Origin of the sequence: Pseudomonas sp. NFACC24-1 (genome assembly GCF_900115235.1) — a bacterium.
Classification (GTDB): domain Bacteria; phylum Pseudomonadota; class Gammaproteobacteria; order Pseudomonadales; family Pseudomonadaceae; genus Aquipseudomonas; species Aquipseudomonas fluorescens_AA.
In genome coordinates this window covers 33,804-56,791 of record NZ_FOVS01000038.1, presented here as the reverse complement: position 1 = coordinate 56,791, position 22,988 = coordinate 33,804, and the positions used below count along the sequence as shown (strand labels likewise).

The window sequence follows — 22,988 nt, the reverse complement described above, 5'->3', positions numbered from 1 at the left end:
GCCGCGTCCTGCGACTTTTGAAGGGTAGTCGTGGGGGGGAACTTGGGCGCAGCAATCGAGGGGAGAAAATTTGGCAGGATGTTTCGACGGCCAGTGACTGCCGAGTCGCCAAGCGCGATTCAGCGGATGCCACCCTTCACCCGCCCAGGCGAAATGCCCGGGACCGGCCTAGACTGCGATTTGTCCAGTCGGCACTTGGCGGTATCAACGGCACAGGGAGGAAGTGGCCATGAACGATCTGCTGGCTCTGTTAACCGACAAGCGCTTCATGCCCCATGGGCACTGCTACATGTGGCGGCCGGATCTGCTGTGGACCAACGTCATTGCCGATGGTTTGATCACCCTGTCCTACGTCACCATTCCTTTCACGCTCCTGTACTTTATCCACAAGCGCAAGGACGTGCCGTTCGACTGGATGCTGGCGGCCTTTGGCGTATTTATCCTGGCCTGCGGGACCAGCCACGTGATGGAAATCCTGACCATTTGGCAGCCTTATTACTGGTTGTCGGCGCTGGTCAAGGTGATCACCGCGATAGCTTCGATGATTACCGCCATCCTGCTGGTCCGGCTGGTGCCGGTGGCCCTGAAGATCCCCAGCCCGCGGCAATTGGCCAAGGTCAACGAAGAGTTGCGCGAGGCGCAGGCCGAACTGGTGACCACCGCGCGCCGGGCCGGCATGGCGGAGATCGCCACCAATGTGCTGCATAACGTGGGCAATGTGCTCAATAGCGTCAACGTGTCCGCCCAGGTTCTCTACGAGAAGGTGCACACCTCCAAGGGCCCCGGGGTGGCCAAGGTCGTCCAGTTGATGAAGGAGCATCCCGACGATCTCGGCGACTTCATCAGCAGCGATCCGAAAGGGCGCACACTACCGGACTATCTCGACAAGCTGGCCGACGCGCTGGCCGTCGAGCAGCAGGGCATGATCGCCGAGTTGGCGCAGTTGACCCGCCGCATCGACCACATCAAGGAAATCGTCGCCACCCAGCAATCCTATGCCGGCAATGCCAGCGTCCTGGAGCCGGGTTCGTTGCGAGAGCTGGTCGAGGATGTCGTGCGCATTTGCGATGTGTCCCTGGCCCGCCACCACATCACGCTGATCAAGGAGTTCAGCGATATACCGCAAATGCCACTGGACAAGCACCGGGTGCTGCAGATTCTGGTCAATCTGATCAACAACGCCAAGCAGGCGCTGGACGCCGGTGTGAACCGGCCGCCGCAGATCATCCTGCGCCTGAAGGTCGTTGACGATGGGCGCGTGCGGGTCGAGGTCCAGGACAATGGCGAGGGGATTGCGCAGGACAATCTCGCGCGGGTGTTCGAGCACGGCTTCACCACGCGTGTCGACGGTCACGGCTTTGGTTTGCACAGCTGCATTCTGGCGGCGCACGAGATGGGCGGCGATCTGACGGCGCAGAGCGCGGGGCCGGGCAAGGGCGCGCTCTTTATCCTGGAGCTGCCGCTGGCGCTTGTCCAAGGCGCACCGCAGCGGGCCGTGAGCGGTTGAGTCGCCAGTGGGTAGCTTATTCCTGGGCCGGAGCCAGTCGCGCTTCCAGCTCCGCGACCTTGGCCTCCAGGCTTTCGAGCCGCGCTCGGGTCCGGGCCAGCACGACCATCTGGCTGTCGAATTCTTCCCGGCTGACCAGGTCCAGCTTGCTGAAGCCGCTTTGCAGCAGGGCCTTGAACTGGCTTTCGATTTCGCTTTTGGGTAGCGGCGTGTCGCCACTCAAGATACGGGAGGCGTGGCCGCTCAGGGCGTCGAGGAGGTCTTTGGGCGCAAGCATGTGCAGGTGTCCTGGAAACAATGGCGGGCAGTGTACCACGCAGTGTCTATAGTCAATTCGCAAGCCAGGGATGCACGCTTTTCGCGCATGGGGCCGGGCGCCGCTGCACTGTTGTTGTGCGTATCGCTGCGGTTAGTGGTGCGGTGCACGTCGAACCGGTGGCCAAGGGGCTGAAATCAGAGGGTTTGGGCACAGATGGCAAGGTTTCTGCTTAGAGGCTGATGACCCATGCACTGATGCAGTCGCTGTGACGAATGCAGTGCAGCAGGCGGAACGGGGAGTTTCGTCAGGATCGGTTAACTGGCACCTGTCGGGCAACTTGGGCCGACGACGCGTTACAAAGCCAGGCACTGCGCTTAGACTTGAGTCGGGTTTGTTTTCCTGGGGCAAGTCCACCAATTCGGGAGAAAGTTTCATGAAGCTAGTCACTGCCATCATCAAGCCGTTCAAGTTGGACGACGTGCGCGAGTCGTTGTCCGAGATCGGCGTGCAGGGCATTACCGTTACTGAGGTCAAAGGCTTCGGTCGGCAGAAGGGTCACACCGAGCTGTATCGCGGCGCGGAATATGTGGTCGATTTCCTGCCCAAGGTGAAGATCGATGTCGCCATTGACGACAAGGATCTGGACCGGGTGATCGAGGCAATCACCAAGGCCGCCAACACCGGCAAGATCGGTGACGGGAAGATCTTTGTGGTCAATCTGGAACAGGCTATCCGCATCCGTACCGGCGAAACCGATACCGACGCTATCTAAGCCGCCAAACCCAACGCCCCAGGAGAAAACAATATGACTCTGCGTAAATTCGCAGGGCTAGGAGCCCTGTTGTCCTTCGCAATGCCTGGCCTGGCCATGGCAGAGGAAGCGGCAGCCCCTGTCCTGAACTCCGGCGACACCGCCTGGATGCTCACGGCCACGATTCTTGTACTGTTCATGACCATCCCCGGATTGGCGCTGTTCTACGGCGGCATGGTCCGTTCGAAGAACATTCTTTCCGTGATGATGCAGTGCTTTGCCATTACCGGTCTGATCAGCATCCTGTGGGTCATCTATGGCTACAGCATCGCGTTCGACACCACCGGCATGGAGCAGGGCGTCGTCAACTTCAACTCCTTCATTGGCGGGTTCGGCAAAGCGTTCCTGGCGGGTGTCACGCCAGCCAGCCTGACCGGCCCGGCGGCGCTGTTCCCTGAAGCGGTGTTCATCACCTTCCAGATGACGTTCGCCATCATTACCCCGGCCCTGATCGTCGGTGCATTTGCCGAGCGGATGAAGTTCTCGGCCATGCTGATCTTCATGGGCGTGTGGTTCACCCTGGTGTATGCACCGATTGCGCACATGGTCTGGTCCGGCAACGGCGGCCTGATGTGGGACTGGGGCGTGCTGGACTTCGCTGGCGGCACCGTGGTGCACATCAACGCCGGTATCGCCGGTCTGGTGGCGTGCCTGGTATTGGGTAAGCGCAAAGGCTTCCCGACTACGCCAATGGCACCGCATAACCTGGGTTACACCCTGATGGGCGCGGCCATGCTGTGGGTCGGCTGGTTCGGCTTCAACGCCGGTTCCGCTGTCGCCGCCAACGGCACTGCCGGCATGGCGATGCTGGTGACCCAGATCGCTACCGCTGCGGCGGCGCTGGGCTGGATGTTTGCCGAGTGGATCACCCACGGCAAGCCAAGCGCGCTGGGCATTGCCTCGGGCGTGGTGGCCGGCCTGGTTGCAATCACCCCGGCTGCCGGCACCGTGGGCCCGATGGGCGCCCTGGTCATCGGCCTGGCGGCGGGCGTGGTGTGCTTCTTCTGCGCCACTACCCTCAAGCGCAAGCTCGGTTATGACGACTCCCTGGATGCCTTCGGCGTGCATGGCATCGGCGGTATTCTCGGCGCGATCCTGACCGGTGTATTCGCTGCACCGGCCTTGGGTGGCTTCGGCACCGTGACCGATATCGGCGCGCAAGTGTGGATTCAATTCAAGGGTGTGGGTTTCACGGTGGTCTACACCGCGATCGTCACCTTTATCATCCTCAAGGTCCTGGACGCCGTCATGGGTCTGCGTGTCACCGAGGAAGAAGAAGCTGTGGGCCTGGATCTGGCCCAGCACAACGAGCGTGGCTACAACCTGTAAGCACACGCCATAAAAAATGCCCGGTTCGCCGGGCATTTTTTTGTCTGGAATTTGTCATTGCTCACAAGGTGCGACGGTTTTTCCGATGCCTTTTGTTGTGGATGCGACATGGGTTTTTATACCGCCAAAGGCTTACATCGAAGCAAGAATATTAGGGCCTTTGTTTTTTCCCAGAGCGCGCTAGAATGCGCGCCGAACGTGCGGAGATCTGTATGTGGCAACAGACGCTGATAACCCTGCGGGCAAGGCCCCGGGGCTTTCATCTGGTGACGGACGAGTTGCTCGCCGGCCTGCCTGAACTCCAGGCGTGTCGTGTCGGTCTGTTGCATCTGTGGCTGCAGCATACCTCGGCCTCGTTGACCATCAACGAGAACGCCGATCCGGCGGTACGTCGGGACTTCGAACGTTTTTTCAATCGGCTGATCCCACAAGGAACCGCCGGCTATGAGCACAACGACGAAGGCCTGGACGACCTCCCGGCGCACTTCAAGGCCAGTGTGCTCGGTTGCCAGCTCAGCCTGCCGGTCACGGCGGGACGGCTGGCATTGGGAACCTGGCAAGGTGTTTATCTGGGCGAGCACCGTGATCACGGCGGTGCTCGTAAAGTCCTTGCCACCTTGTACGGTGAAGGGGCATAACCGCTGATTGCCAGCGGATGTTGAATTTTTTCCGGCAGCCTTCGAACAGATGGCGAAGCTGGGCTATAACTAATCTGCTTTTCGCAAGTCATGAGGTAGAACATGAGCGACGATGATCTGGAAAACGACGACCTCGAAGTAGGCGACGAAGACGAGACCGAAGAAGGCCTTGAAGTGGCGGCTGAAGACGTTGCCGAAGACGATGGCGCCGACGTTCCGGCACCTACCGCCAAGGGCAAGGCCAAGGCCGCGGTGTCGGTCGACGAGTTGCCGAGCGTAGAGGCCAAGAACAAGGAGCGTGATGCGCTCGCCAAGGCCATGGAGGAATTCCTGGCCAGAGGCGGTAAGGTGCAGGAAGTGGAAGCCAACGTGGTCGCTGATCCGCCCAAGAAGCCTGACAACAAGTACGGCAGCCGCCCTATCTGAGTATCGGCTTCTTGCTTGCTGAAAAAGCCCGCCGTCGCTGCGGGCTTTTTCATGGGCGCGATTCCCAGGCCAAGCACATTCCTTCCTGTGGGAGCGGGCTTGCTCGCGAAAGCGGTTTAACGCTCAACAGGTGAATGCCTGGTACACCGTCTTCGCGAGCAAGCCCGCTCCCACAGAATTTGTGCCTGGCATAGCGCCGCGGTACACCGCTCCCAGGATTTAGCGCTGGCTATGCCACCCAGCCAGTAACCCCGGCAGTTCGGTCAGGCTGCGAATTCCCGCATCCGGTACATGGTCGGCATCCCAGGCCTTGCCTGCCGGGTTGAACCACACCGCGCGCAGGCCGGCCTGTTGGGCGCCGGCGATGTCGTCGCCCGGGTGATCGCCAACGTGCACAGCGGTCTGTGCCGTGGCGCCGCCGCGCTGCAGGGCTTCGTGGAACAACCGGGCGTCAGGCTTGGCGATGCCGATGTCTTCGGCGCACAAGGCGAACTTGAAGTAGTCCGCCAGCCCCAGGCGTCGCACGTCGGCGTTGCCGTTGGTCACCACGCCGAGGGAGAAATGATTGGCCAGGATTTCCAGGGTGGGCTGCACCTCGGGAAAAATCTCCAACTGATGACGGGCGTGCAGGAACGTCTCGAAGGCCTGGTCCGCCAGTTCAGAGGCGTGCCACTGGTCGTAGCCGGCTTCCTGCAAGGCACGGAACAGCACCCGCCGACGCAGCGCACTGATGCGATGCTTGAGGTTGGGTTCTTCGCGCAACACTTGCTCACGAATGGAAAAAAGATGCTCCACCGGCAGCCCGCCCAGGTTCGGTGCGTTGTCGGTCAGCCATTGGCGGAGTATGGCTTCGGCGCTGGCGATCACCGGGGCGGTGTCCCACAGGGTGTCGTCCAAGTCGAAAGTGATGAGTTCGATGGTCATGATTCTTCGCCTTTGATGCGTTTGGCCCTGGGGTGGGCACTGTCATAGACCGTCGCCAGGTGCTGGAAGTCCAGGTGGGTGTAGATCTGGGTCGTCTTGATGTCCGAGTGGCCCAGCAGCTCTTGAACGGCGCGCAGGTCCTGGGAGGACTCCAGCAAATGGCTGGCGAAGGAGTGCCTGAGCATGTGCGGGTGCAGGTTCTGCCCCAACTCGCGCTCGCCAGCGGCCTTGACCCGCAACTGAATCGCCCGCGGGCCGAGGCGTCGACCGCGTTGGCTGACGAATACCGCGTCGTCGGCGGGGTTGGCCAGGGCCCGCAAGGGTAGCCACAGTTCCAGGGCTTCACGGGCCTTGCGGCCGACGGGCAGCAGGCGGGTCTTGCTGCCCTTGCCAAGCACCTGGACCATGCCGTCGGCCAGGTCCAGTTGATCCAGATTAAGCCCCGTCAGCTCTGAAAGCCGCAGGCCGGAAGAATAGAACAGCTCGAGAATCGCCTGGTCGCGGCGGGCCAGGAAGTCGTCTTCGACGGCGCCTTCAAGCAATTGCAGGGCGCGGTCGGTATCGAGGGTCTTCGGCAGCCGGCGTTCGCCCTTGGGCGGTGCCAGGCCGGTGGCCGGATCGTGATCGCACAGGCCTTCGCGATTGAGGTAGTGATACAGGCCACGCACCGCCGACAACAGTCGCGCCAGGCTGCGGGAGGACTGTCCCTGTTGATGCAGGCGGGCGATCAGGCTGCGCAAGCGCTGGATGTCCAGGGCCGACCAACTGCCGATGTTCTGCTTCTGGCACCAGCCCAGTACTTTTTCCAGGTCGCGGCGATAGGCCAACAACGTATGGGGCGACACCTGGCGCTCACTGCGCAGGTGTTCGCAGTAGGCGTCCAGTTGCCGCTCCATCATCAGCGTACCGAGCGCAGCGAGCCGGCGACTCTTGGCAGCACCCGGCCGGTGACTTCGGCGATGTAGCTCAAGAACAGCGTGCCCACCGAACTCTTGTAGTGCTGCGGATCGCGGCTGGCGATGGCCAGCACGCCGTGCACACCCTGGTGGGCGATGGCGACGACGGCGGTAGAGCCGATCTGCTTGCGCTGTTCTTCGCCGAACAGAAAGTCCAACTCATGTTCGCGCAGGCTGCCGCTGACGCTTTTGTTTTCCGTGAGCAGCCCGCCGATGGCCGTCTGCGCTTCGGCGTGGGTCACCCAGCGGCCCACCGGCATGGCGTTGTCGCCAAACAGAATCAGGCTGACAAAGGGCACCTGGAAATCCTGGCGCAGGCTGTCTTCGACGCTCATGACCAGATCTTCGAGGGTGCTGGCGTCCATCAGGGCCAGGATCAGCCGACGGGTCTTGTCGAAGAGCCGGTCGTTGTCCCGGGCCACGTCCATCAGGTGCGAAAGACGATGGCGCATTTCGATGTTGCGCTCGCGCAGGATTTTCATCTGGTGCTCCACCAGCGACACGGTGTCGCCGCGCCGGTGGGGGATGCGCATCGTCGCAAGCAGTTCTTCATGCTCGACGAAGAAGTCCGGATGAGCCTCCAGGTAGGCGGCCACGGCCGCGACGTCTGGAAGGCTGGGGGATTCGTCGGGCTGTGGGGCTGGAACCTGCGGCTGATCGGTCATGGGTTTGGCTCACTCAAAGACGAACTTGTCCTTCGTATACGCGCACTGCCGGGCCGGTCATCATCACCGGTTGGCCAGGGCCTGCCCATTCGATGGACAGGCGCCCGCCGGGCAGGTCGATCAACAATGGCGAATCCATCCACCCCTGGCTGATCGCAGCGACGGCAGCGGCACAGGCGCCGGTACCGCAGGCCTGGGTTTCCCCGGCACCGCGCTCCCAGACGCGCAATTGTGCGCGGTGACGGTCGATGACTTGCAGGAAACCGACATTCACCCGCGCGGGGAAGCGCGGATGGTGTTCGATTTTCGGCCCCAGCTCATGCACCGGGGCGCTGTTGATATCGGCCACTCGCAGCACGGCATGGGGGTTGCCCATGGAGACTGCCGCCAGTTCCACCGTGTTGCCATCGACTTCCAATGGATAGCTCAGGGCCTGGGCCGGCGCTTCGAATGGAATGTCCGCCGGTACCAGGCGCGGAGCACCCATGTTGACGCCGATCTGGCCGTCGCTGCGCACATCCAGTTCGATGATGCCGCTCTTGGTCTCGACGCGGATCTGCCGCTTGGCGGTCAGGCGCTTGTCCAGCACGAAGCGGGCGAAGCAGCGCGCGCCGTTGCCGCATTGCTCCACTTCCGAACCGTCGGCGTTGAAGATCCGATAACGGAAATCCACGTCCGGGTTGTTGGGCGCCTCGACGATCAGCAACTGGTCGAAACCGATACCGGTGTGCCGGTCTCCCCATTGCTTGGCATGCTTGGGCAGGATATGCGCGTGCTGGCTGACCAGGTCGAGGACCATGAAGTCATTGCCCAGGCCGTGCATCTTGGTAAAACGCAGCAGCATGGTTTTACTCCGGCAGCAGGCTTTCGCCGGCAAACAACTCGGCTACCGTCTCGCGGCGACGCACTTCGAATGCCTGATCACCGTCCACCAGCACCTCGGCGCAACGGCCGCGGGTGTTGTAGTTGGAACTCATGACAAACCCGTAGGCACCGGCCGAATGCACGGCCAGCAAGTCGCCTTCTTCCAGCGCCAGCTCCCGGCCCTTGGCCAGGAAGTCACCGGTTTCGCAGATCGGCCCGACGATGTCGTAGGGGCGGGCCGCGGTGTCGCGAGGGCGCACGGCGGTGACGTCCATCCACGCCTGGTACAGCGCCGGGCGGATCAGGTCGTTCATCGCCGCATCGACGATGGCGAAATCCTTGTGCTCGGTGTGCTTGAGGTATTCGACCTGGGTCAGCAGCACGCCGGCATTGGCCACGATATAGCGGCCGGGCTCGAACATCAGCGCCAGGTCACGGCCTTCGAGGCGCTCGCGCACCGTCTTGATGTAGTCGGCCACCAGGGGCGGCTCTTCATCGCGATAACGCACGCCGACACCGCCACCCAGGTCGATGTGGCGCAGGTAGATGCCGCAGTCGCCGAGGCGGTCGACCAGTGCCAGCAGGCGGTCGAGGGCATCGATGAACGGTTCGAGGGTGGTCAGTTGCGAGCCGATGTGGCAATCGACACCCAGCACTTCCAGGTTTGGCAGTTGGGCGGCGCGTACGTACACGTCCTCGGCGTCGGCAATGGCGATGCCGAACTTGTTTTCCTTGAGGCCGGTGGAAATGTACGGGTGGGTGCCCGCGTCGACGTCCGGGTTCACGCGCAGGGAGACCGGTGCGCGCACGCCCAGCTCGGCGGCGACGACCTGCAGGCGCTCCAGCTCATCGGTGGATTCGATGTTGAAGCAGTGCACGCCGACTTCCAGGGCGCGGCGCATGTCTTCGCGGGTCTTGCCGACGCCGGAGAACACAATCTTGTCGGCGCTGCCGCCCGCGGCCAGTACGCGTTCGAGCTCGCCACCGGAGACGATGTCGAAACCCGCTCCCAGGCGCGCCAGGACATTGAGCACACCCAGGTTGGAGTTGGCCTTGACGGCGAAACACACCAGGTGCGGCATGCCGTCGAGAGCATCGGCGAACGTCCGATACTGGGCTTCGATGTGGGCACGGGAATAGACATAGGTCGGCGTGCCGAAACGTTCGGCGATCGCGGACAGGGCAACTCCTTCCGCGAACAGCTCCCCGCCACGGTAGTTAAAAGCGTCCATGGCGTTCCCTTAGTAAGTGGTGTGGGTGTCGTGCGAGTGTGTCTTGGATTGCGACGACTTGGCCTGTTCTTCAGGAGACTTGCTGTCATCAGGCAGGTACAGCGGACCTTTTTGACCACAGGCTGTCACGAGGCAGGCAACCGCGACGAGCGCAGCAAGGGAAGAGATCAGGCGCTTCATGGCGAAATCCTTGAAAATGCATTAATTGCGCCGGAGTATACCGGCCACCCGTCAGCTTGCCTATGCAACGGGGCGCCCGTCCGGCGGCACTGTTGTCGTTGATCGGTATATCCTTTGCAATCGTCGGGCGGCGTCCGTATCTTGCGGCGCTTGAGCATGAGCAGACATTTTCGAGGTTGCCGCAAATGAGTTTGAGTGAAGCCCGTTTCCACGATCTGGTCGATGCGACCCAGCAAACGCTGGAAGATGTGTTCGATGACAGTGGCCTGGACATCGACCTGGAAATCTCCGCCGGTGTACTCACCGTCAAGTTCGAAAACGGCAGCCAGCTGATCTTCAGTCGCCAGGAGCCGTTGCGGCAGCTGTGGCTGGCGGCGGTCTCCGGCGGCTTTCATTTCGACTACGACGAGGAAAGCGAGCGCTGGATGTGCGACAAGAGCGAAGAGCAACTGGGCGAGATGCTCGAGCGCATCGTCAAGCAGCAGGCGGGCGTGGAACTCGAGTTCGAAGGCCTGTGACGGCGTGAGCCAGATCGCCCCGCCACGGCCCCCCAAGCCGCTCTACAGCAACGTCAGCCCCGCCGTGCCGTCGCCGTGCACCAGCGTGTGCAAGCTGGATGAAAAGAAGGTCTGCCTCGGCTGTTTCCGCCATGTGGAAGATATCCGCGAATGGCGCTCGGCCGATGATGAGCGCCGGCGGGTCATCTGTGCAGAGGCGGCTAAGCGCAAATCCCTGAGGTGATTTGTGGTGAGGGGATTTATCCCCGATGGGCTGCGAAGCAGCCCCCAATAGAAGCTGTGCACGATCAGCCTGATGCACCAAGGTGAGGGTTTAGGGCCGCTTCGCAGCCCAGCGGGGATAAATCCCCTCGCCACAGTCATTCTGCCTCCCATGACGATGAGTAGACCCCGCCCGTCTTGTTTATTTATTGAGCTGTGATAGTGTCCGGTTACGCCTCAATCCATCGAGGCCCGTGAAAACCCCGCCTTTTTGTGGCGGGGTTTTGCTTTTTTTGTGCAGAAGAAAGGAGTCTGCCTGGATCATGACCGCACCTTCCATCACCCTTACCCGCCTGGACGTACAGCGTCTGGAACGCCTGATCGACAGTCTTGATGAAACGCTGCCAGGCGTGATTGCGTTGCAAACCGAACTGGATCGCGCCGAGAACGTGGTGGGCCACGAAGAAGTGCCTGCCGATGTCGTGACCATGAACTCGCGTGTGCACTGCCGCGAAGAAAGCAGCGGCAAGGACTATCACCTGACGTTGGTATATCCACAGGACGCCAATGCCGACGAAGGCCGGATCTCTATCCTGGCGCCGGTGGGCAGTGCCTTGCTGGGCCTGAAGGTCGGCCAGCACATCGACTGGCCGGCCCCCGGCGGCAAGACGTTGAAGCTGACCTTGCTGGACGTCGAATACCAGCCCGAAGCGGGCGGCGATTTCCACCTCTGAGTGCCCGGGTGCTTCAGACCAGGGCCAGCGCCTCGTTCAGGGCGCGTTCCAGGTCGGCCTTGTAGCGCAGGTACAAATTGCTTGAGCAGGTCCCGTCGCCCACCAGCCCCGAGAGGTCCAGGTCGGTGATGTAGCAACGATAGCGCTGGGCTTCGCGGCGCTGTTCGACGATCTCCCTGGCGACCACGCGGAACAGTTGGTCGCCATGTTCCAGTTCGGAAAACTCCTGCTGATCGCAGTACAGGGTGACGTGTACCTGCCCGTGCGCCGCCTTGCCGATGATCGCCTGCACGTCATAGAACGGCTTGTCGATCGGTGTCTGTGGGGCTTGCCGCGCTTCGATCCGGCGCGCCCGGCCACCTGAAGGCAGCAACTGGTAGTACAGGGTTTCCAGGGTCAGCGGCTGGGTGGCGTCCAGCGGCAGCAGGGCGTCGCGGCGGTACAGCACCGATTGCAGAAAGCGCTGCAGCGGCACCAGCAGGCTTTGTTCGTCGTGATAGGGCAGGTGTTGTTGCCACAGCGCGTTGAATTCATCGAGCACGTACAGATCGGCTTCGTCCTCGTTGGTCCGGTAGAACACCTGGATACACTCGGGCTGGCCCATGGGCAGGATCAGCGCCAGGTCGTGGTCTTCCAGGGCCATCGGGTCCAGGTGCAAGGGGCTGTAGGCCGTCAGTTCCTCGCCCAGGTAATCCATCAGCGCCGACAAACTGCCCAGGGCCACGTGATTGACATGACCGGGCACCAGTTCCAGCACGTGGTAATGCTGCTGGACCTGAAGCAGGTAGCGGTGATTGAGCCTGCTCAACAGCAGGGTCTGCGCCGTTTCGATCACTTCCTCGACCCGTCGCGCAATGAATTGGGCGCGGTTGTGGCAGAAGCAGCGCACCTGCAAGCGCGGTTGGTGCAGGGTGACGGGCAGGTCGTTGAGGTAGTCGCGCAGGCAGTCGAGCAGGGCGTGTTCGCCGTCGAAACGGTTGACCAGCACTTCATTCCAACTGTTGAGGGTAACCTGGTCGAGGGTCAGCACCAGGTTTTCCCGGACCCCGGCATAGCTCAGGGAGTCGGTACGCTCGGTGGTCATCAGGATATTCAGGTCGCGATGGTGCTTGAGCGGGTCGACGCCGACATTCACCAGGATCAGCACTTCGCTGGGCACGCTGGCGCGCAGCAACTGCGCTTCATCCACCGTGACCAGGGGCAGGGCGATGGACTGTTGCAGGCTGCCCAGCAGGTTGAACAGTTCGAACTCGCTCAGGTCACTGTCACCTGGGTGCAGCGCCAGGCGCGTGCTGCTGTCGATCACGCCGTTGCGATGGCACCAGGTCAACAGCTCCAGCAATTCGCGGCAACGTTTGATCGGCGCGAAGTTCTCCCACTCCAGGGCGTTGAGGCTACCGTTGTACAGGCCCCACTGGCTCTGTCCCGGTTCCTTCTTGTTGGGTGACTGGACCAACGTCAGGGTGTCTTCGGCCAAGTCCGGCGCGATACCGGGGTTGATGAACTCGACTTTGTCGGCCTTGCGCTCGAAGGCGGCATACAAGCGCCGGCCAAGCACGTTGAGATCGCGCTTGTTGATCAGGCTGACGGTTTTCTCGGTGCGGGCGAACTGGGTCAGGAAGCGGTAGCTGTGGGTGAGTTCGTTGACCAGTGCGCGCCGCTCGTGGCTGACCTGGCGGACTTTCCACTGGCTGCGGCTGTCCAGCAATGCCAGTTGACGCTGGTCCCAGCCCCATTCCCGGGCCAGTCGCTCAAGCAGTACCCGTTGCCAGCCACTGCTGCGCGCCTGGCCGGTGAGCTTGCGGTTGACCTTCAGGTACAGTGCGCGACGGATCAACTCCAGGCGTTCAGGTTCGCCACGGGCATTGAGGTATTCCTCGATGCGGCGGTAAACCAGCATGTACGGGTCCAGCTCTTCCAAGTCCAGGCGATTGGCGAACACGGCCTGTTTGAAGCGCAGGCTCAGGCAGCGCACGTTCGGGTGTTCGCTGGCGTAGACCTCGGTCAGCAGCAGCTTGAGCACGGACTTGTAGGGCGATTCGATACCCTTGAACAACTGCCAGAGCCCGGCGCCGACGAATTCCCCCGGCGGAATGTAGGCCAGGTGTCCCAGGTCCAGGGTTTCATCGGCCCGAATGAAACGCTTGGACATCAGCGTATGGGTGTACTGCTCGTAGTTCTCTTCCTCGTAGACCGGCACCAGCCACCAGATCGGTGTGCGCCCGGCCAGCCAGATCGCGGTGCGGTAGAACTCGTCCAGCAGCAGGTAATGCTGGGTGGTGCCGCAATCGTCGGAACTGAGCTGGTTGTCCCGCTCGCCCCGCACGAAACGCGCCGGGTCGATCAGGAAAAAGTGGGCTTCGGCACCCTGGGTCGCGGCCCAGATTTCCAATAGCTGGCATTTCTTGCGCAGCTCGGCCAGTTCATCGTCGTTCAGGTCGGGGCCGTGGCAGACCCACACGTCCATGTCGCTCTGGTCGGCCTGGGCCAGGGTGCCGAGGCTGCCCATCAGGAACAGACCCAGGATCGGCCGTGGCGGGTTGCTGCCATGGCGCGGCTTGTAGGAAAACGAACGGGTCAGCCGCTGGGCTTCGGCAAGGACGTTGGCGTCGGGCTCGTAGTTCGACAGCCCGGCGGGCGTGCTGCCGGAGACGTAGCCGGGCAGCAGCGGATGGTTGACGTGGAAAAACAGCGGCAGCAATGTCAGTACGCCTTGTTGGCGCGGCGACAGGCCTTCCAGGGCGCGATCCATCCGCACGCTGTTGAGCTTGAGAAAACGTGCGCGCAACTGGCTCAGGACCTTGCGGTCGATTCCCTCGTCCAGATCGGGGCGGATTTCATGGTTGCGGGTCATGTCAGCTCAAACCGGTTCGCGGCGTCGAACGTGGGAAATCACAGGTAGTGGCAGTTTAGCGCCCGGACTTGAGAATTCTTAAGCTGAAATGGAGGTTTGGCGTCAGATTTTTTTACAAGTGACGGCAGTGCGCCTGCGGAAATCTCGCTGAAGGAGATTTCCGTTGGCGGCAAGGGGCGTCAGGCGGCTTCTTGTACAACGTTAAGAATGGTCAACAGGCTTTGCACATGCTCGGCGGCATCTCGGCCCAGGCTGGTCAGGTAACCGCCATCGGACAAGGTGATCAGATCTTTTTCGTACAGGCGCTTGGCAGCAGCGATGGCAGAGGGGGCAGCGGTCTGATGAATTTTCAGGCCTTCCTGGGAACTGTCCAGGTTGAAGAGTGCAAGGATTTCCAGTTCGGCAACCAACTCAGGGGTAAGCGACATAAGGACTCCAGACTTTCTAGGAATTTGGACGACAGCGTCACTAAGGTGAGCGTAGTCGGCCGAGCTGTCCAGTGTCAGAGTAGTGGTTTTTTCGTTTTAGGGGACGGAGCACCGCTGTACTACCAGGCGGAGCCCCCTGTGGCGAGGGGATTTATCCCCGCTGGGTCGCGAAGCGGCCCCAAAAAACATGAGCGCGCCCGATTTCCAGGGTCTGCTTCGCAGCCCAGCGGGGATAAATCCCCTCGCCACAGGAGCAACTTTGTCTCGCGGTTTATTTCTTTTCCGGCGGCAACTCGGGCAGGGCGCGCAACGCCGTTTCGTACCATTGGGTGTCGAACGGGCGGTCTTCTTCGAGGATGGCGTCGATCTCATGGGCCAGTACATGAGCCATGAGGTTGAGGATTTCTTCGCGCTCGTAGCCCACCAGGGTCAACTTGTTGAAGGTGGCCTTGGCCGCTGGCGGGTTGTCACTTTCGATCTGGTTTTCGATGGCTTCGATCAGCGTGTTCTCGACAAAATCTTCTTCGTCGGTGTCGATATCGGTTGGCTCGCTCATGGCAGGCTCCTGTAAGAAAAGTCGCCAGTTTACCTGCATTCAGCGGCGTGATGCGCCTGGCAAGAAACCCCTCGACGGTCTATAACGCAAGGCTGCCAACCCCGCACGGCCTGGAGGCTTTGTAATGCTCAAGCTTTATGGTTTCTCTGTCAGTAATTATTACAACATGGTCAAGCTGGCACTGTTGGAGAAGGGCGTGCCCTTCGAAGAAGTGCAGTTCTTTGGCAACCAGACCCCGGAAGCCCTGGCCATCAGCCCGCGCGGCAAGGTGCCGGTGCTGAAGACCGAACAGGGTTTTATCAACGAGACCAGCGTCATCCTCGAATACATCGAGCAAACCCAATCGGGTAAAGCCCTGCTGCCGACCGACCCGTTCGAGCGCGCCCAGGTGTTGGCCTTGTGCCGGGAAATCGAGCTGTACATCGAGCTGCCGGGGCGGGCCTGCTATGGCGAAGCATTTTTCGGCATGACGGTGGCCGATGCCATCAAGGAAAAGTCCAAGTCCGAATTGCTGCTGGGGTTCGCCTCGCTCGGCCGGCACGGCAAATTCTCGCCGTATGTGGCCGGTGACAGCCTGAGCATCGCCGACCTGTATTTCTACTACAGTCTTTCGCTGGCCTTGCAAGTGGGCAGGAAAGTCTTCGATATCGATTGGCTGGCGGACATGCCGGCGGCCAAGGCCTTGATGGAGCGCTTGGAGCAGAACCCGAACGTGCAGCGGATCGCTGCGGACAGGGAGGCAGAGATGCCGGCGTTTTTGGCGATGATTGCTGCAAAGAAGTGAGTTTTGTGCTGTTCTGAAGGACGCTTTCGCGAGCAAGCCCGCTCCCACACTGGACCTCTATATGTTCACAAGATTTGTGTCCACTGAAGATCTACTGTGGGAGCGGGCTTGCTCGCGAAGCTTTTAGCGGCTGGCGAGCAACGCCTGGCCGCGCACAACCGCTGCCTTGACCTGCGCCGGCGCGGTGCCGCCGATGTGGTCACGGGCATTGACCGAGCCTTCGAGGGTCAGCACGGCGAACACGTCCTGCTCGATCTGGTTGCTGAACCGGCGCAGTTCGTCCAGGCTCATTTCCGCCAGGTCCTTGCCGGTGTCCACGCCGTACTTCACGGCATGGCCGACAATCTCATGGCAATCACGGAACGGCAGGCCACGGCGCACCAGGTAGTCGGCCAGGTCGGTGGCGGTGGAGAAGCCGCGCAGGGCCGCTTCGCGCATCACCGCGTGCTTGGGCTTGATGGCCGGGATCATGTCGGCGAAGGCCCGCAGCGAGTCGCGCAAAGTGTCGGCGGCGTCGAACAGCGGCTCCTTGTCTTCCTGGTTGTCCTTGTTGTAGGCCAGCGGCTGGCCTTTCATCAGGGTCAACAGGCCCATCAGTGCGCCGAACACCCGGCCGCTCTTGCCGCGCACCAGTTCCGGCACGTCGGGGTTTTTCTTTTGCGGCATGATCGAGCTGCCGGTGCAGAAACGGTCGGGCAAATCGATGAATTGGAACTGCGCGCTGGTCCATAGCACCAGCTCTTCGGAGAAACGCGACAGGTGCATCATCGCGATGCTCGCGGCGGCGCAGAATTCGATGGCGAAATCGCGGTCCGAGACGTTATCCAGCGAGTTGCCGCCCACGGCGTCGAAGCCCAGCAGCTGCGCGGTGTATTCACGATCGATCGGGTACGTGGTGCCGGCCAGCGCGGCGCTGCCCAGGGGCATGCGGTTGGTGCGCTTGCGGCAGTCCACCAGGCGCTCGTAGTCGCGGCTGAGCATTTCGAACCAGGCCAGCATGTGATGCCCAAACGTTACAGGTTGAGCGGTTTGCAGGTGCGTGAAGCCCGGCATGATGCTCTCGGCCTCGCGCTCGGCCTGTTCCAGCAGGCCTTTTTGCAGGCGCGTGATTTCGCCCAGGATCAGGTCGATTTCATCCCGCAGCCACAGGCGGATGTCGGTGGCGACCTGGTCGTTGCGGCTGCGGCCGGTGTGCAGCTTCTTGCCGGTCACGCCAATGCGGTCGGTCAGGCGTGCTTCGATGTTCATGTGCACGTCTTCAAGGTCGACGCGCCAGTCGAACTGGCCGGCCTCGATTTCAGTCTCGATGGTCTTCAGGCCATCGATGATGCTATCGCGCTCGGCATCGGTCAGCACACCGACCTTGGCCAGCATGGTGGCGTGGGCGATTGAGCCCATGATGTCGTGGCGATACAGGCGCTGGTCAAAGTTGACGGAGGCGGTGAAGCGGGCGACGAAGGCGTCGACGGGTTCACTGAAGCGGCCGCCCCAGGACTGATTGGTCTTGTCAGTGCTCATGAATTCGCTCGTGATCGGCTGTGGAAAAAGTAGCGGTTAAAGGCTGCGGCGGATGATAGCAGGGTTGCCGGGACTGGCGCTGGCACTGGTCGGCAGGTTTTTTCGATCAAGACCCGGGATCCAACCGGGTTTTCGCACAACGATATTTTTCGATTGAGCAATATCGTCGTGGCAACCGTCTACAGTGGACGGTAGGACTTTTGCTTTTTCCATCCATGGCGCACCGGACACATAGAAAAAGGGGGAGCTCATATTGGTCAGATCGACAGTTAATAATCCCTACGGCAACGCCGTGCGACAACGGGCCTCGGGCATCGGTCGGCAAGCGCTGGTAAAGATAGGCAACCGCCTCGCGGCACTTTTTGGCCCTCGAGCGAGTCTTAGCGTGGATCGCGGTGACGGATGTCACTTCCCCTGTCTACGCTATCCTTGTGCGAGACTCACGCAGGAATCCAGCGCAATATGAATGTCCTGATCGTTGATGACGAACCACTGGCCCGCGAGCGCCTGAGCCGAATGGTTGGCGAGCTCGAGGGTTACAGTGTCCTGGAGCCGAGCGCCACCAATGGCGACGAGGCATTGGCCCTTATTGACAGCCACAAGCCGGATATCGTGCTGCTCGACATTCGCATGCCTGGCCTGGACGGCCTGCAGGTGGCGGCGAAGTTGTGCGAACGGGAGTCGCCGCCCGCCGTGGTGTTCTGTACCACCCGGGACGACTTTCCACCCGAGGTGTTGCAGGCCGGTGCCGTGGGCTACCTGGTCAAGCCGGTGACGTCCGAGGCGTTGCTCGAAGCCTTGCGCAAGGCCGAGCGACCCAACCGCGTGCAACTGGCGGCACTGACCCGTCCGGCCGCCGAAAGCGGCAGTGGCCCACGCAGCCACATCAGTGCGCGCACCCGCAAAGGCATCGAGTTGATCCCCTTGAACCAGGTGGTCTATTTCATTGCCGATCATAAATACGTGACCTTGCGCCATGAGAGTGGCGAGGTGTTGCTGGACGAACCTCTCAAGGCACTTGAAGACGAGTTCGGCGAACGCTTTGTACGCATCCACCGCAACGCCCTCGTGGCCCGCGAGCGTATCGAGCGTCTGCAACGCACTCCCCTTGGGCATTTCCAACTGTTCCTCAAAGGCCTCAATGGCGACGCGCTGATTGTCAGCCGGCGGCACGTGGCCGGCGTGCGCAAGATGATGCAGCAGCTTTAAGCCAGGCGGTCCAAGGCGTTCAGCGCGTTTCATTTCCAGGATCTGGCGGCCAGGGAGGCCTTGGGGTCGTGATTCAAATCAAAGCGGTTTTGACTGAGCTGTTATTATCTGCCGTATCTTTTAAGTACGGATTGATCCATGTCCCCTCGCGAGATCCGCATCGCCACCCGTAAAAGTGCCTTGGCCCTCTGGCAGGCCGAATACGTCAAAGCCCGCCTGGAAGCGGCCCATCCCGGCCTGATCGTGACCCTGGTGCCCATGGTCAGTCGCGGTGACAAGCTGCTGGACTCGCCTCTGTCGAAAATCGGCGGCAAGGGCCTGTTCGTCAAAGAGCTGGAAACCGCGCTGCTGGACAACGAAGCCGACATCGCCGTGCATTCGATGAAAGACGTGCCCATGGACTTCCCTGAAGGCCTGGGCCTGTTTTGCATCTGTGAGCGGGAAGACCCACGCGACGCGTTCGTCTCCAACACCTTTGCCAGCCTTGAAGCGCTGCCTGCCGGGAGCGTGGTCGGCACGTCCAGCCTGCGTCGCCAGGCCCAATTGCTGACGCGTCGTCCGGACCTGCAAATCCGTTTCCTGCGCGGCAACGTCAACACGCGTCTGGCCAAGCTCGATGCCGGTGAGTATGACGCCATCATCCTTGCTGCCGCCGGCCTGATCCGCCTGGGTTTCGAAGACCGCATCACCTCGGCCATCAGCGTCGACGACAGCCTGCCGGCCGGTGGGCAAGGGGCGGTGGGTATCGAGTGCCGCAGCGCCGACAGCGACATCCACGCCCTGCTGGCGCCGCTGCACCATACAGACACCGCCACCCGAGTCTTCGCCGAACGCGCGCTGAACAAACACCTCAATGGTGGCTGCCAAGTGCCGATTGCCTGTTACGCCGTGCTGGAAGGCGAGCAGGTCTGGTTGCGCGGCCTGGTGGGGGATCCCAATGGTGGCCGGCTGCTCAGCGCCGAAGCCCGGGCACCGCGCCAGGATGCCGAGGCGTTGGGCGTGCGGGTGGCTGAAGACTTGTTGAGCCAGGGCGCCGCCGACATTCTCAAGGCGGTCTACGGCGAGGCCGGCCACGCGTGACGGGTTGGCGGCTGTTGCTCACCCGGCCGGCGGACGAGTCGTCGGCGCTGGCGGCTGTCCTGGCCGAAGCGGGGGTCTACAGCAGCAGCTTGCCGTTGCTGGATATCGAGCCGGTCCCGCTGTCCGATGCCGGGCGGGCGATATTCCAGGCACTGGACCAATACTCTGCGGTGATCGTGGTCAGCAAGCCGGCCGCACGCCTGTGCCTCGAGCTGCTGCGCCAATACTGGCCCCAACCTCCGGACCAACCCTGGTTCAGCGTGGGCGCGGCCACCGGACAGATCCTTGCCGATGCCGGCCTCACGGTGTTCTATCCCGAGAACGGCGATGACAGCGAAGCCTTGCTGGAACACTTGGTCCTGCGCCAGGCTGTTTCGCGGCCCGACCCCAAGATCTTGATCGTGCGGGGCGAAGGCGGGCGTGGCTTGCTGGCAGAGCGTTTGCGCGAGCAAGGTGCTAGTGTCGATTATCTGGAATTGTACCGCCGCCACCTGCCCAGTTACGGTGAAGGGGCGTTGCCGGCGATAGTCGAAGCGGAACGCTTGAACGCACTGGTGGTCAGCAGTGGGCAGGGCTTTGAGCATCTGCAGCGGCTGGCCGGTGATGCGTGGCCGGCCCTGGCGCGGTTACCGTTGTTTGTTCCAAGCCCAAGGGTTGCCGAGATGGCGCGTGCCGCCGGGGCCCGAACAGTTGTGGATTGCCGTGGCGCCAATGCCGCGGCTTTGCTGGCGGCGTTACGGGAACACTCCGTGCCGTTTTCTAATGCAAAGGATGGATACGTGAGCGAAACAGCCTTGCCAAAAGAAGATCTAGACCAGCCAGCGATCGATGCGCCGGTTGAACCCCCGGCCCCAGTGGCGCCGCGCCGCGGCAACGGGCTGGCCATTGTTGCCTTGCTGCTCGGCGCCGCCGGTGTCGCCGTGGGCGGTTGGGGCGTGTGGCAGGTACGTCACCTGCAAACCAATAACCAGCAGCAGTCCGCCCAGGTCCAGGCGCTGAACGACCAGGCCCAGACCCTCAAGCTCAACGAGCAACGCCTGAGCGAGCGCCTGGCGCAATTGCCACCGGCCGAAGAGCTGGAGGAGCGGCGGCGCCAGGTGGCCCAGTTGCAAGGTGATCAGCAGCATCTGAACCAGCGCCTGGAAACCGTGCTGGGTGCCAGCCGCAAGGACTGGCGACTGGCGGAGGCCGAGCACCTGTTGCGCCTGGCCAGCCTGCGTCTTTCCGCCCTGCAAGACATCGACAGTGCCCAGGCGCTGGTCCAGGGCGCTGACGAAATCCTGCGCGAACAGAACGACCCCGGTTCGTTCGCTGCCCGCGAGCAACTGGCCAAGACCCTCGCTGCGCTGCGCAGCACCGAACAACCGGATCGTACCGGGCTATTCCTGCAACTGGGTGCCTTGCGTGATCAGGTGTTGCAACTGACCGAACTGGCACCCGAGTACAAGGATCGTGGAGAGTCGCTGCTGGGCCTGACCGCCGATGGCGATGGTGCCAGCCGGTGGGCGCAGTGGTGGGACCAGATCTCGCGCTATATCCGCATCGACTTCAACGCCGACGAGAACGTCCGTCCGCTGCTGGCCGGACAAAGCCTCGTGCAAGTGCGCCTGGCCTTGAGCCTGGCGCTGGAGCAGGCGCAATGGGCCGCCCTCAATGGTCAGGCGCCGGTATACACCCAGGCGCTGACCGAGGCTCGGGACGTGTTGAAGAACAACTTCAACCAGGACAACCCGCAAAGCAAGATCATGCTCGAACGCGTGGTCGAGCTGTCCAGGCAACCGGTGACCGTGGTCACCCCGGACCTGACAGGCACGCTGAGCAGCGTCCAGGCCTACCTTGAGCGTCGCAACCTCAATGCCCAGGAATCGGTCAAGCCGCTGCCCGCCCCAGGCGCGCAGGAGGCCACGCCATGAAGCGCCTCTACGTGATTCTGTTCGTGGTCATCGCTGCCGCGGCTTTGCTGGGCGTAGCGATTGCCGAGCATTCGGGTTACGTGCTGGTGGCGTACAAGAACTTCCGTTATGAAGCTGGCCTGTGGGTCACCCTGGCCCTGGTGGCGCTGCTCTGGCTGGTGTGGCGAGGCCTGAGGGCGCTGATCGGGTTGGTGACCACGTCCAGCGGCGTGGTCAACCCGTGGTCGCGGCGCAACCGCAGTCGTCGGGTGCAAGTGGCGATCGAACACGGTCAGTTGGACCTGGCCGAAGGTCGCTGGGCCAGTGCCCAGCGCCATCTGCATCGTGCCGCCGAAGCCGAGCGCCAACCGCTGCTGTATTACCTGGGGGCCGCCCGCGCGGCCAACGAACAAGGGCTTTACGAGCAAAGCGACAGTTTGCTGGAGCGCGCCCTGGAGCGTCAGCCCCAGGCGGAACTGGCCATTGCCCTGACGCACGCGCAATTGCAGATGGATCGGGGTGACACGGATGGCGCACTGAGCACGCTGCAGGCCATGCATGAGCGTCATCCCCATAACGCCCAGGTCCTGCGCCAATTGCAACGGCTGCATCAGCAGCGCGGCGATTGGTCGGCGGTGATCCGGCTGTTGCCGGAGCTGCGCAAGGATAAAGTCCTGCCGCCGGCCGAGCTGGCTGAACTGGAGCGGCGTGCCTGGGGCGAAAACCTGACCCTGGCGGCCCACCGCGAGGAGGACGGCAGCGTCGGTTTGCAGTCGCTCAATCGAGCCTGGCAACAACTGACCTCCGCACAGCGCCAGGAGCCGGCGCTGGTGCTGGCCTATGCCGAGCAATTGCGCCAGTTGGGCGCCCAGGTCGAAGCCGAAGAGGTGCTGCGCGGCGCGCTCAAGCGTCACTATGACAGCCATCTGGCGCGCCTGTACGGGCTGGTTCGCGGCAATGATCCGATCCGCCAGTTGCAAGCGGCCGAAGGCTGGCTCAAGGACCACCCGGCCGACCCGAGCCTGTTGCTGACCCTGGGGCGCCTATGCCTGCAGAACAGCTTGTGGGGCAAGGCGCGGGATTATCTGGAAAGCAGTTTGCGCGCCCAGCGCAATCCCGAAGCCTGCGCCGAACTGGCGCGCCTGCTGGCGCAGTTGGGGGATGCCGAGCGCAGCAACCAGTTGTTCCAGGAGGGGTTGGGACTGTTGGATGAGCGCCTGCTGGCCGCGCCGTTGCCGGTTCCGGCCCAGGTGTTGTCCACTTAAAAAGGCATGACTCATTCCTGGGAATGTATGAGTCCTTGTGGCGAGGGAGCTTGCTGTGGCGAGGGGATTTATCCCCGTTGGGCTGCGCAGCAGCCCCTTGGAAGGCAGGACTCGATGGGGCTGACGCACCACTGCAATGTCAGGCTTTTAGAGGCTGC

General features: G+C 62.2%; 24 protein-coding genes and 1 pseudogene. 14 read left to right on the top strand and 11 right to left on the bottom strand.

What is annotated here, in order from left to right:
* The first annotated feature begins 229 nt into the window (after nt 1-229).
* Complete coding sequence (locus tag BM317_RS25860; RefSeq protein ID WP_092476797.1) at nt 230-1,507, top strand: sensor histidine kinase; 1,278 nt, start codon at nt 230-232, stop codon at nt 1,505-1,507.
* Between the two features lie 16 nt (nt 1,508-1,523).
* Here BM317_RS25860 and BM317_RS25855 read toward each other — a convergent pair whose 3' ends face one another.
* On the bottom strand, nt 1,524-1,784 hold the full coding sequence (locus BM317_RS25855; RefSeq protein WP_060740084.1) for an accessory factor UbiK family protein: 261 nt from the start codon (nt 1,782-1,784) through the stop codon (nt 1,524-1,526).
* A 415-nt stretch (nt 1,785-2,199) separates the two neighbouring features.
* Between BM317_RS25855 and glnK the strand changes: the two genes are divergently transcribed.
* The 4 genes from glnK to sutA all read left to right on the top strand — a co-directional run bounded on the left by glnK (nt 2,200) and on the right by sutA (nt 4,970).
* Nucleotides 2,200-2,538, top strand: a complete 339-nt coding sequence (gene glnK, locus BM317_RS25850) for a P-II family nitrogen regulator (protein ID WP_002555808.1) — start codon at nt 2,200-2,202, stop codon at nt 2,536-2,538.
* A 33-nt stretch (nt 2,539-2,571) separates the two neighbouring features.
* On the top strand, nt 2,572-3,906 hold the full coding sequence (locus tag BM317_RS25845) for an ammonium transporter (RefSeq protein WP_060740085.1): 1,335 nt from the start codon (nt 2,572-2,574) through the stop codon (nt 3,904-3,906).
* A 212-nt stretch (nt 3,907-4,118) separates the two neighbouring features.
* The gene (locus tag BM317_RS25840; RefSeq protein WP_003177301.1) at nt 4,119-4,544 is read left to right on the top strand and encodes a secondary thiamine-phosphate synthase enzyme YjbQ; all 426 of its coding nucleotides are present in this window, start codon (nt 4,119-4,121) and stop codon (nt 4,542-4,544) included.
* Nucleotides 4,545-4,646: 102 nt separating this feature from the next.
* Complete coding sequence (gene sutA / locus BM317_RS25835) at nt 4,647-4,970, top strand: transcriptional regulator SutA (protein WP_072406034.1); 324 nt, start codon at nt 4,647-4,649, stop codon at nt 4,968-4,970.
* Nucleotides 4,971-5,189: 219 nt separating this feature from the next.
* Here sutA and BM317_RS25830 read toward each other — a convergent pair whose 3' ends face one another.
* Genes BM317_RS25830 through BM317_RS25805 form a run of 6 tightly spaced genes read right to left on the bottom strand, consistent with a single transcriptional unit; the run spans nt 5,190 to nt 9,791 of the window.
* Nucleotides 5,190-5,894 (bottom strand): HAD family hydrolase, encoded by a 705-nt coding sequence (locus BM317_RS25830; protein ID WP_092476795.1) that lies wholly within the window; start codon nt 5,892-5,894, stop codon nt 5,190-5,192.
* On the bottom strand, nt 5,891-6,790 hold the full coding sequence (gene xerC / locus BM317_RS25825; protein WP_092476793.1) for a tyrosine recombinase XerC: 900 nt from the start codon (nt 6,788-6,790) through the stop codon (nt 5,891-5,893). Before xerC ends, BM317_RS25830 begins: the two co-directional genes overlap by 4 nt.
* 2 nt (nt 6,791-6,792) lie before the next feature.
* Entirely contained in the window at nt 6,793-7,515 is a 723-nt protein-coding gene (locus BM317_RS25820) for a DUF484 family protein (RefSeq protein WP_092174855.1), read from the bottom strand.
* Nucleotides 7,516-7,528: 13 nt separating this feature from the next.
* The gene (gene dapF, locus BM317_RS25815; protein WP_060740090.1) at nt 7,529-8,359 is read right to left on the bottom strand and encodes a diaminopimelate epimerase; all 831 of its coding nucleotides are present in this window, start codon (nt 8,357-8,359) and stop codon (nt 7,529-7,531) included.
* Between the two features lie 4 nt (nt 8,360-8,363).
* Nucleotides 8,364-9,611 carry a diaminopimelate decarboxylase gene (gene lysA / locus BM317_RS25810; RefSeq protein WP_092174851.1) on the bottom strand — a complete coding sequence of 416 codons (1,248 nt, stop codon included), beginning with the start codon at nt 9,609-9,611 and terminating at the stop codon, nt 8,364-8,366.
* A 9-nt stretch (nt 9,612-9,620) separates the two neighbouring features.
* Entirely contained in the window at nt 9,621-9,791 is a 171-nt protein-coding gene (locus tag BM317_RS25805; RefSeq protein ID WP_072406122.1) for an LPS translocon maturation chaperone LptM, read from the bottom strand.
* Between the two features lie 185 nt (nt 9,792-9,976).
* Here BM317_RS25805 and cyaY point away from each other — a divergent pair, with 185 nt between their 5' ends.
* The 3 genes from cyaY (at nt 9,977) to rnk (ending at nt 11,244) form a co-directional block, all read left to right on the top strand.
* Nucleotides 9,977-10,309 (top strand): iron donor protein CyaY, encoded by a 333-nt coding sequence (gene cyaY / locus BM317_RS25800; protein WP_060740092.1) that lies wholly within the window; start codon nt 9,977-9,979, stop codon nt 10,307-10,309.
* Between the two features lie 4 nt (nt 10,310-10,313).
* The gene (locus BM317_RS25795) at nt 10,314-10,532 is read left to right on the top strand and encodes a DUF1289 domain-containing protein (protein ID WP_092174847.1); all 219 of its coding nucleotides are present in this window, start codon (nt 10,314-10,316) and stop codon (nt 10,530-10,532) included.
* A gap of 301 nt (nt 10,533-10,833) precedes the next feature.
* On the top strand, nt 10,834-11,244 hold the full coding sequence (gene rnk / locus BM317_RS25790) for a nucleoside diphosphate kinase regulator (protein WP_060740094.1): 411 nt from the start codon (nt 10,834-10,836) through the stop codon (nt 11,242-11,244).
* 13 nt (nt 11,245-11,257) lie between these two features.
* Here rnk and BM317_RS25785 read toward each other — a convergent pair whose 3' ends face one another.
* From BM317_RS25785 to BM317_RS25775, 3 genes are all read right to left on the bottom strand, one after another.
* Nucleotides 11,258-14,098, bottom strand: a complete 2,841-nt coding sequence (locus tag BM317_RS25785) for a class I adenylate cyclase (RefSeq protein WP_092476791.1) — start codon at nt 14,096-14,098, stop codon at nt 11,258-11,260.
* Nucleotides 14,099-14,277: 179 nt separating this feature from the next.
* Entirely contained in the window at nt 14,278-14,526 is a 249-nt protein-coding gene (locus tag BM317_RS25780) for a TIGR02647 family protein (RefSeq protein WP_025216093.1), read from the bottom strand.
* A 271-nt stretch (nt 14,527-14,797) separates the two neighbouring features.
* A complete protein-coding gene (locus tag BM317_RS25775; protein ID WP_092174839.1) occupies nt 14,798-15,082 on the bottom strand; it encodes a hypothetical protein in 285 nt (94 codons plus the stop codon).
* Nucleotides 15,083-15,206: 124 nt separating this feature from the next.
* On the opposite strand from BM317_RS25775, the gene BM317_RS25770 reads away from it, so the two are divergent.
* Nucleotides 15,207-15,866, top strand: a complete 660-nt coding sequence (locus BM317_RS25770; protein WP_092174835.1) for a glutathione S-transferase family protein — start codon at nt 15,207-15,209, stop codon at nt 15,864-15,866.
* 123 nt (nt 15,867-15,989) lie between these two features.
* Here the strand turns inward: BM317_RS25770 and argH are convergent, their stop codons facing one another.
* The gene (gene argH / locus BM317_RS25765; RefSeq protein ID WP_092476789.1) at nt 15,990-17,384 is read right to left on the bottom strand and encodes an argininosuccinate lyase; all 1,395 of its coding nucleotides are present in this window, start codon (nt 17,382-17,384) and stop codon (nt 15,990-15,992) included.
* A 462-nt stretch (nt 17,385-17,846) separates the two neighbouring features.
* Here argH and BM317_RS25760 point away from each other — a divergent pair, with 462 nt between their 5' ends.
* The 5 genes and pseudogenes from BM317_RS25760 (at nt 17,847) to BM317_RS25745 (ending at nt 22,830) form a co-directional block, all read left to right on the top strand.
* A complete protein-coding gene (locus tag BM317_RS25760; RefSeq protein ID WP_092174826.1) occupies nt 17,847-18,593 on the top strand; it encodes a LytR/AlgR family response regulator transcription factor in 747 nt (248 codons plus the stop codon).
* Between the two features lie 138 nt (nt 18,594-18,731).
* Entirely contained in the window at nt 18,732-19,673 is a 942-nt protein-coding gene (gene hemC, locus BM317_RS25755) for a hydroxymethylbilane synthase (RefSeq protein WP_092174821.1), read from the top strand.
* Nucleotides 19,670-20,416, top strand: a pseudogene (locus BM317_RS31275) (uroporphyrinogen-III synthase); the annotation flags it as partial. The gene hemC and the pseudogene BM317_RS31275, both read left to right, overlap by 4 nt.
* A gap of 36 nt (nt 20,417-20,452) precedes the next feature.
* Nucleotides 20,453-21,586, top strand: coding sequence for a uroporphyrinogen-III C-methyltransferase (locus BM317_RS31270; protein WP_256574262.1), 1,134 nt, complete (start codon nt 20,453-20,455; stop codon nt 21,584-21,586).
* Complete coding sequence (locus BM317_RS25745; protein ID WP_092476785.1) at nt 21,583-22,830, top strand: heme biosynthesis protein HemY; 1,248 nt, start codon at nt 21,583-21,585, stop codon at nt 22,828-22,830. The genes BM317_RS31270 and BM317_RS25745 overlap by 4 nt, the downstream gene beginning before the upstream one ends.
* Nucleotides 22,831-22,988 lie beyond the last annotated feature (158 nt).

Coding starts and splice junctions, on each gene's coding strand:
- BM317_RS25860 (WP_092476797.1), top strand. CDS start 230: ATGAACGATCTGCTGGCTCTGTTAACCGACAAGCGCTTCATGCCCCAT.
- BM317_RS25855 (WP_060740084.1), bottom strand. CDS start 1,784: ATGCTTGCGCCCAAAGACCTCCTCGACGCCCTGAGCGGCCACGCCTCC.
- glnK (WP_002555808.1), top strand. CDS start 2,200: ATGAAGCTAGTCACTGCCATCATCAAGCCGTTCAAGTTGGACGACGTG.
- BM317_RS25845 (WP_060740085.1), top strand. CDS start 2,572: ATGACTCTGCGTAAATTCGCAGGGCTAGGAGCCCTGTTGTCCTTCGCA.
- BM317_RS25840 (WP_003177301.1), top strand. CDS start 4,119: ATGTGGCAACAGACGCTGATAACCCTGCGGGCAAGGCCCCGGGGCTTT.
- sutA (WP_072406034.1), top strand. CDS start 4,647: ATGAGCGACGATGATCTGGAAAACGACGACCTCGAAGTAGGCGACGAA.
- BM317_RS25830 (WP_092476795.1), bottom strand. CDS start 5,894: ATGACCATCGAACTCATCACTTTCGACTTGGACGACACCCTGTGGGAC.
- xerC (WP_092476793.1), bottom strand. CDS start 6,790: ATGGAGCGGCAACTGGACGCCTACTGCGAACACCTGCGCAGTGAGCGC.
- BM317_RS25820 (WP_092174855.1), bottom strand. CDS start 7,515: ATGACCGATCAGCCGCAGGTTCCAGCCCCACAGCCCGACGAATCCCCC.
- dapF (WP_060740090.1), bottom strand. CDS start 8,359: ATGCTGCTGCGTTTTACCAAGATGCACGGCCTGGGCAATGACTTCATG.
- lysA (WP_092174851.1), bottom strand. CDS start 9,611: ATGGACGCTTTTAACTACCGTGGCGGGGAGCTGTTCGCGGAAGGAGTT.
- BM317_RS25805 (WP_072406122.1), bottom strand. CDS start 9,791: ATGAAGCGCCTGATCTCTTCCCTTGCTGCGCTCGTCGCGGTTGCCTGC.
- cyaY (WP_060740092.1), top strand. CDS start 9,977: ATGAGTTTGAGTGAAGCCCGTTTCCACGATCTGGTCGATGCGACCCAG.
- rnk (WP_060740094.1), top strand. CDS start 10,834: ATGACCGCACCTTCCATCACCCTTACCCGCCTGGACGTACAGCGTCTG.
- BM317_RS25785 (WP_092476791.1), bottom strand. CDS start 14,098: ATGACCCGCAACCATGAAATCCGCCCCGATCTGGACGAGGGAATCGAC.
- BM317_RS25780 (WP_025216093.1), bottom strand. CDS start 14,526: ATGTCGCTTACCCCTGAGTTGGTTGCCGAACTGGAAATCCTTGCACTC.
- BM317_RS25775 (WP_092174839.1), bottom strand. CDS start 15,082: ATGAGCGAGCCAACCGATATCGACACCGACGAAGAAGATTTTGTCGAG.
- BM317_RS25770 (WP_092174835.1), top strand. CDS start 15,207: ATGCTCAAGCTTTATGGTTTCTCTGTCAGTAATTATTACAACATGGTC.
- argH (WP_092476789.1), bottom strand. CDS start 17,384: ATGAGCACTGACAAGACCAATCAGTCCTGGGGCGGCCGCTTCAGTGAA.
- BM317_RS25760 (WP_092174826.1), top strand. CDS start 17,847: ATGAATGTCCTGATCGTTGATGACGAACCACTGGCCCGCGAGCGCCTG.
- hemC (WP_092174821.1), top strand. CDS start 18,732: ATGTCCCCTCGCGAGATCCGCATCGCCACCCGTAAAAGTGCCTTGGCC.
- BM317_RS25745 (WP_092476785.1), top strand. CDS start 21,583: ATGAAGCGCCTCTACGTGATTCTGTTCGTGGTCATCGCTGCCGCGGCT.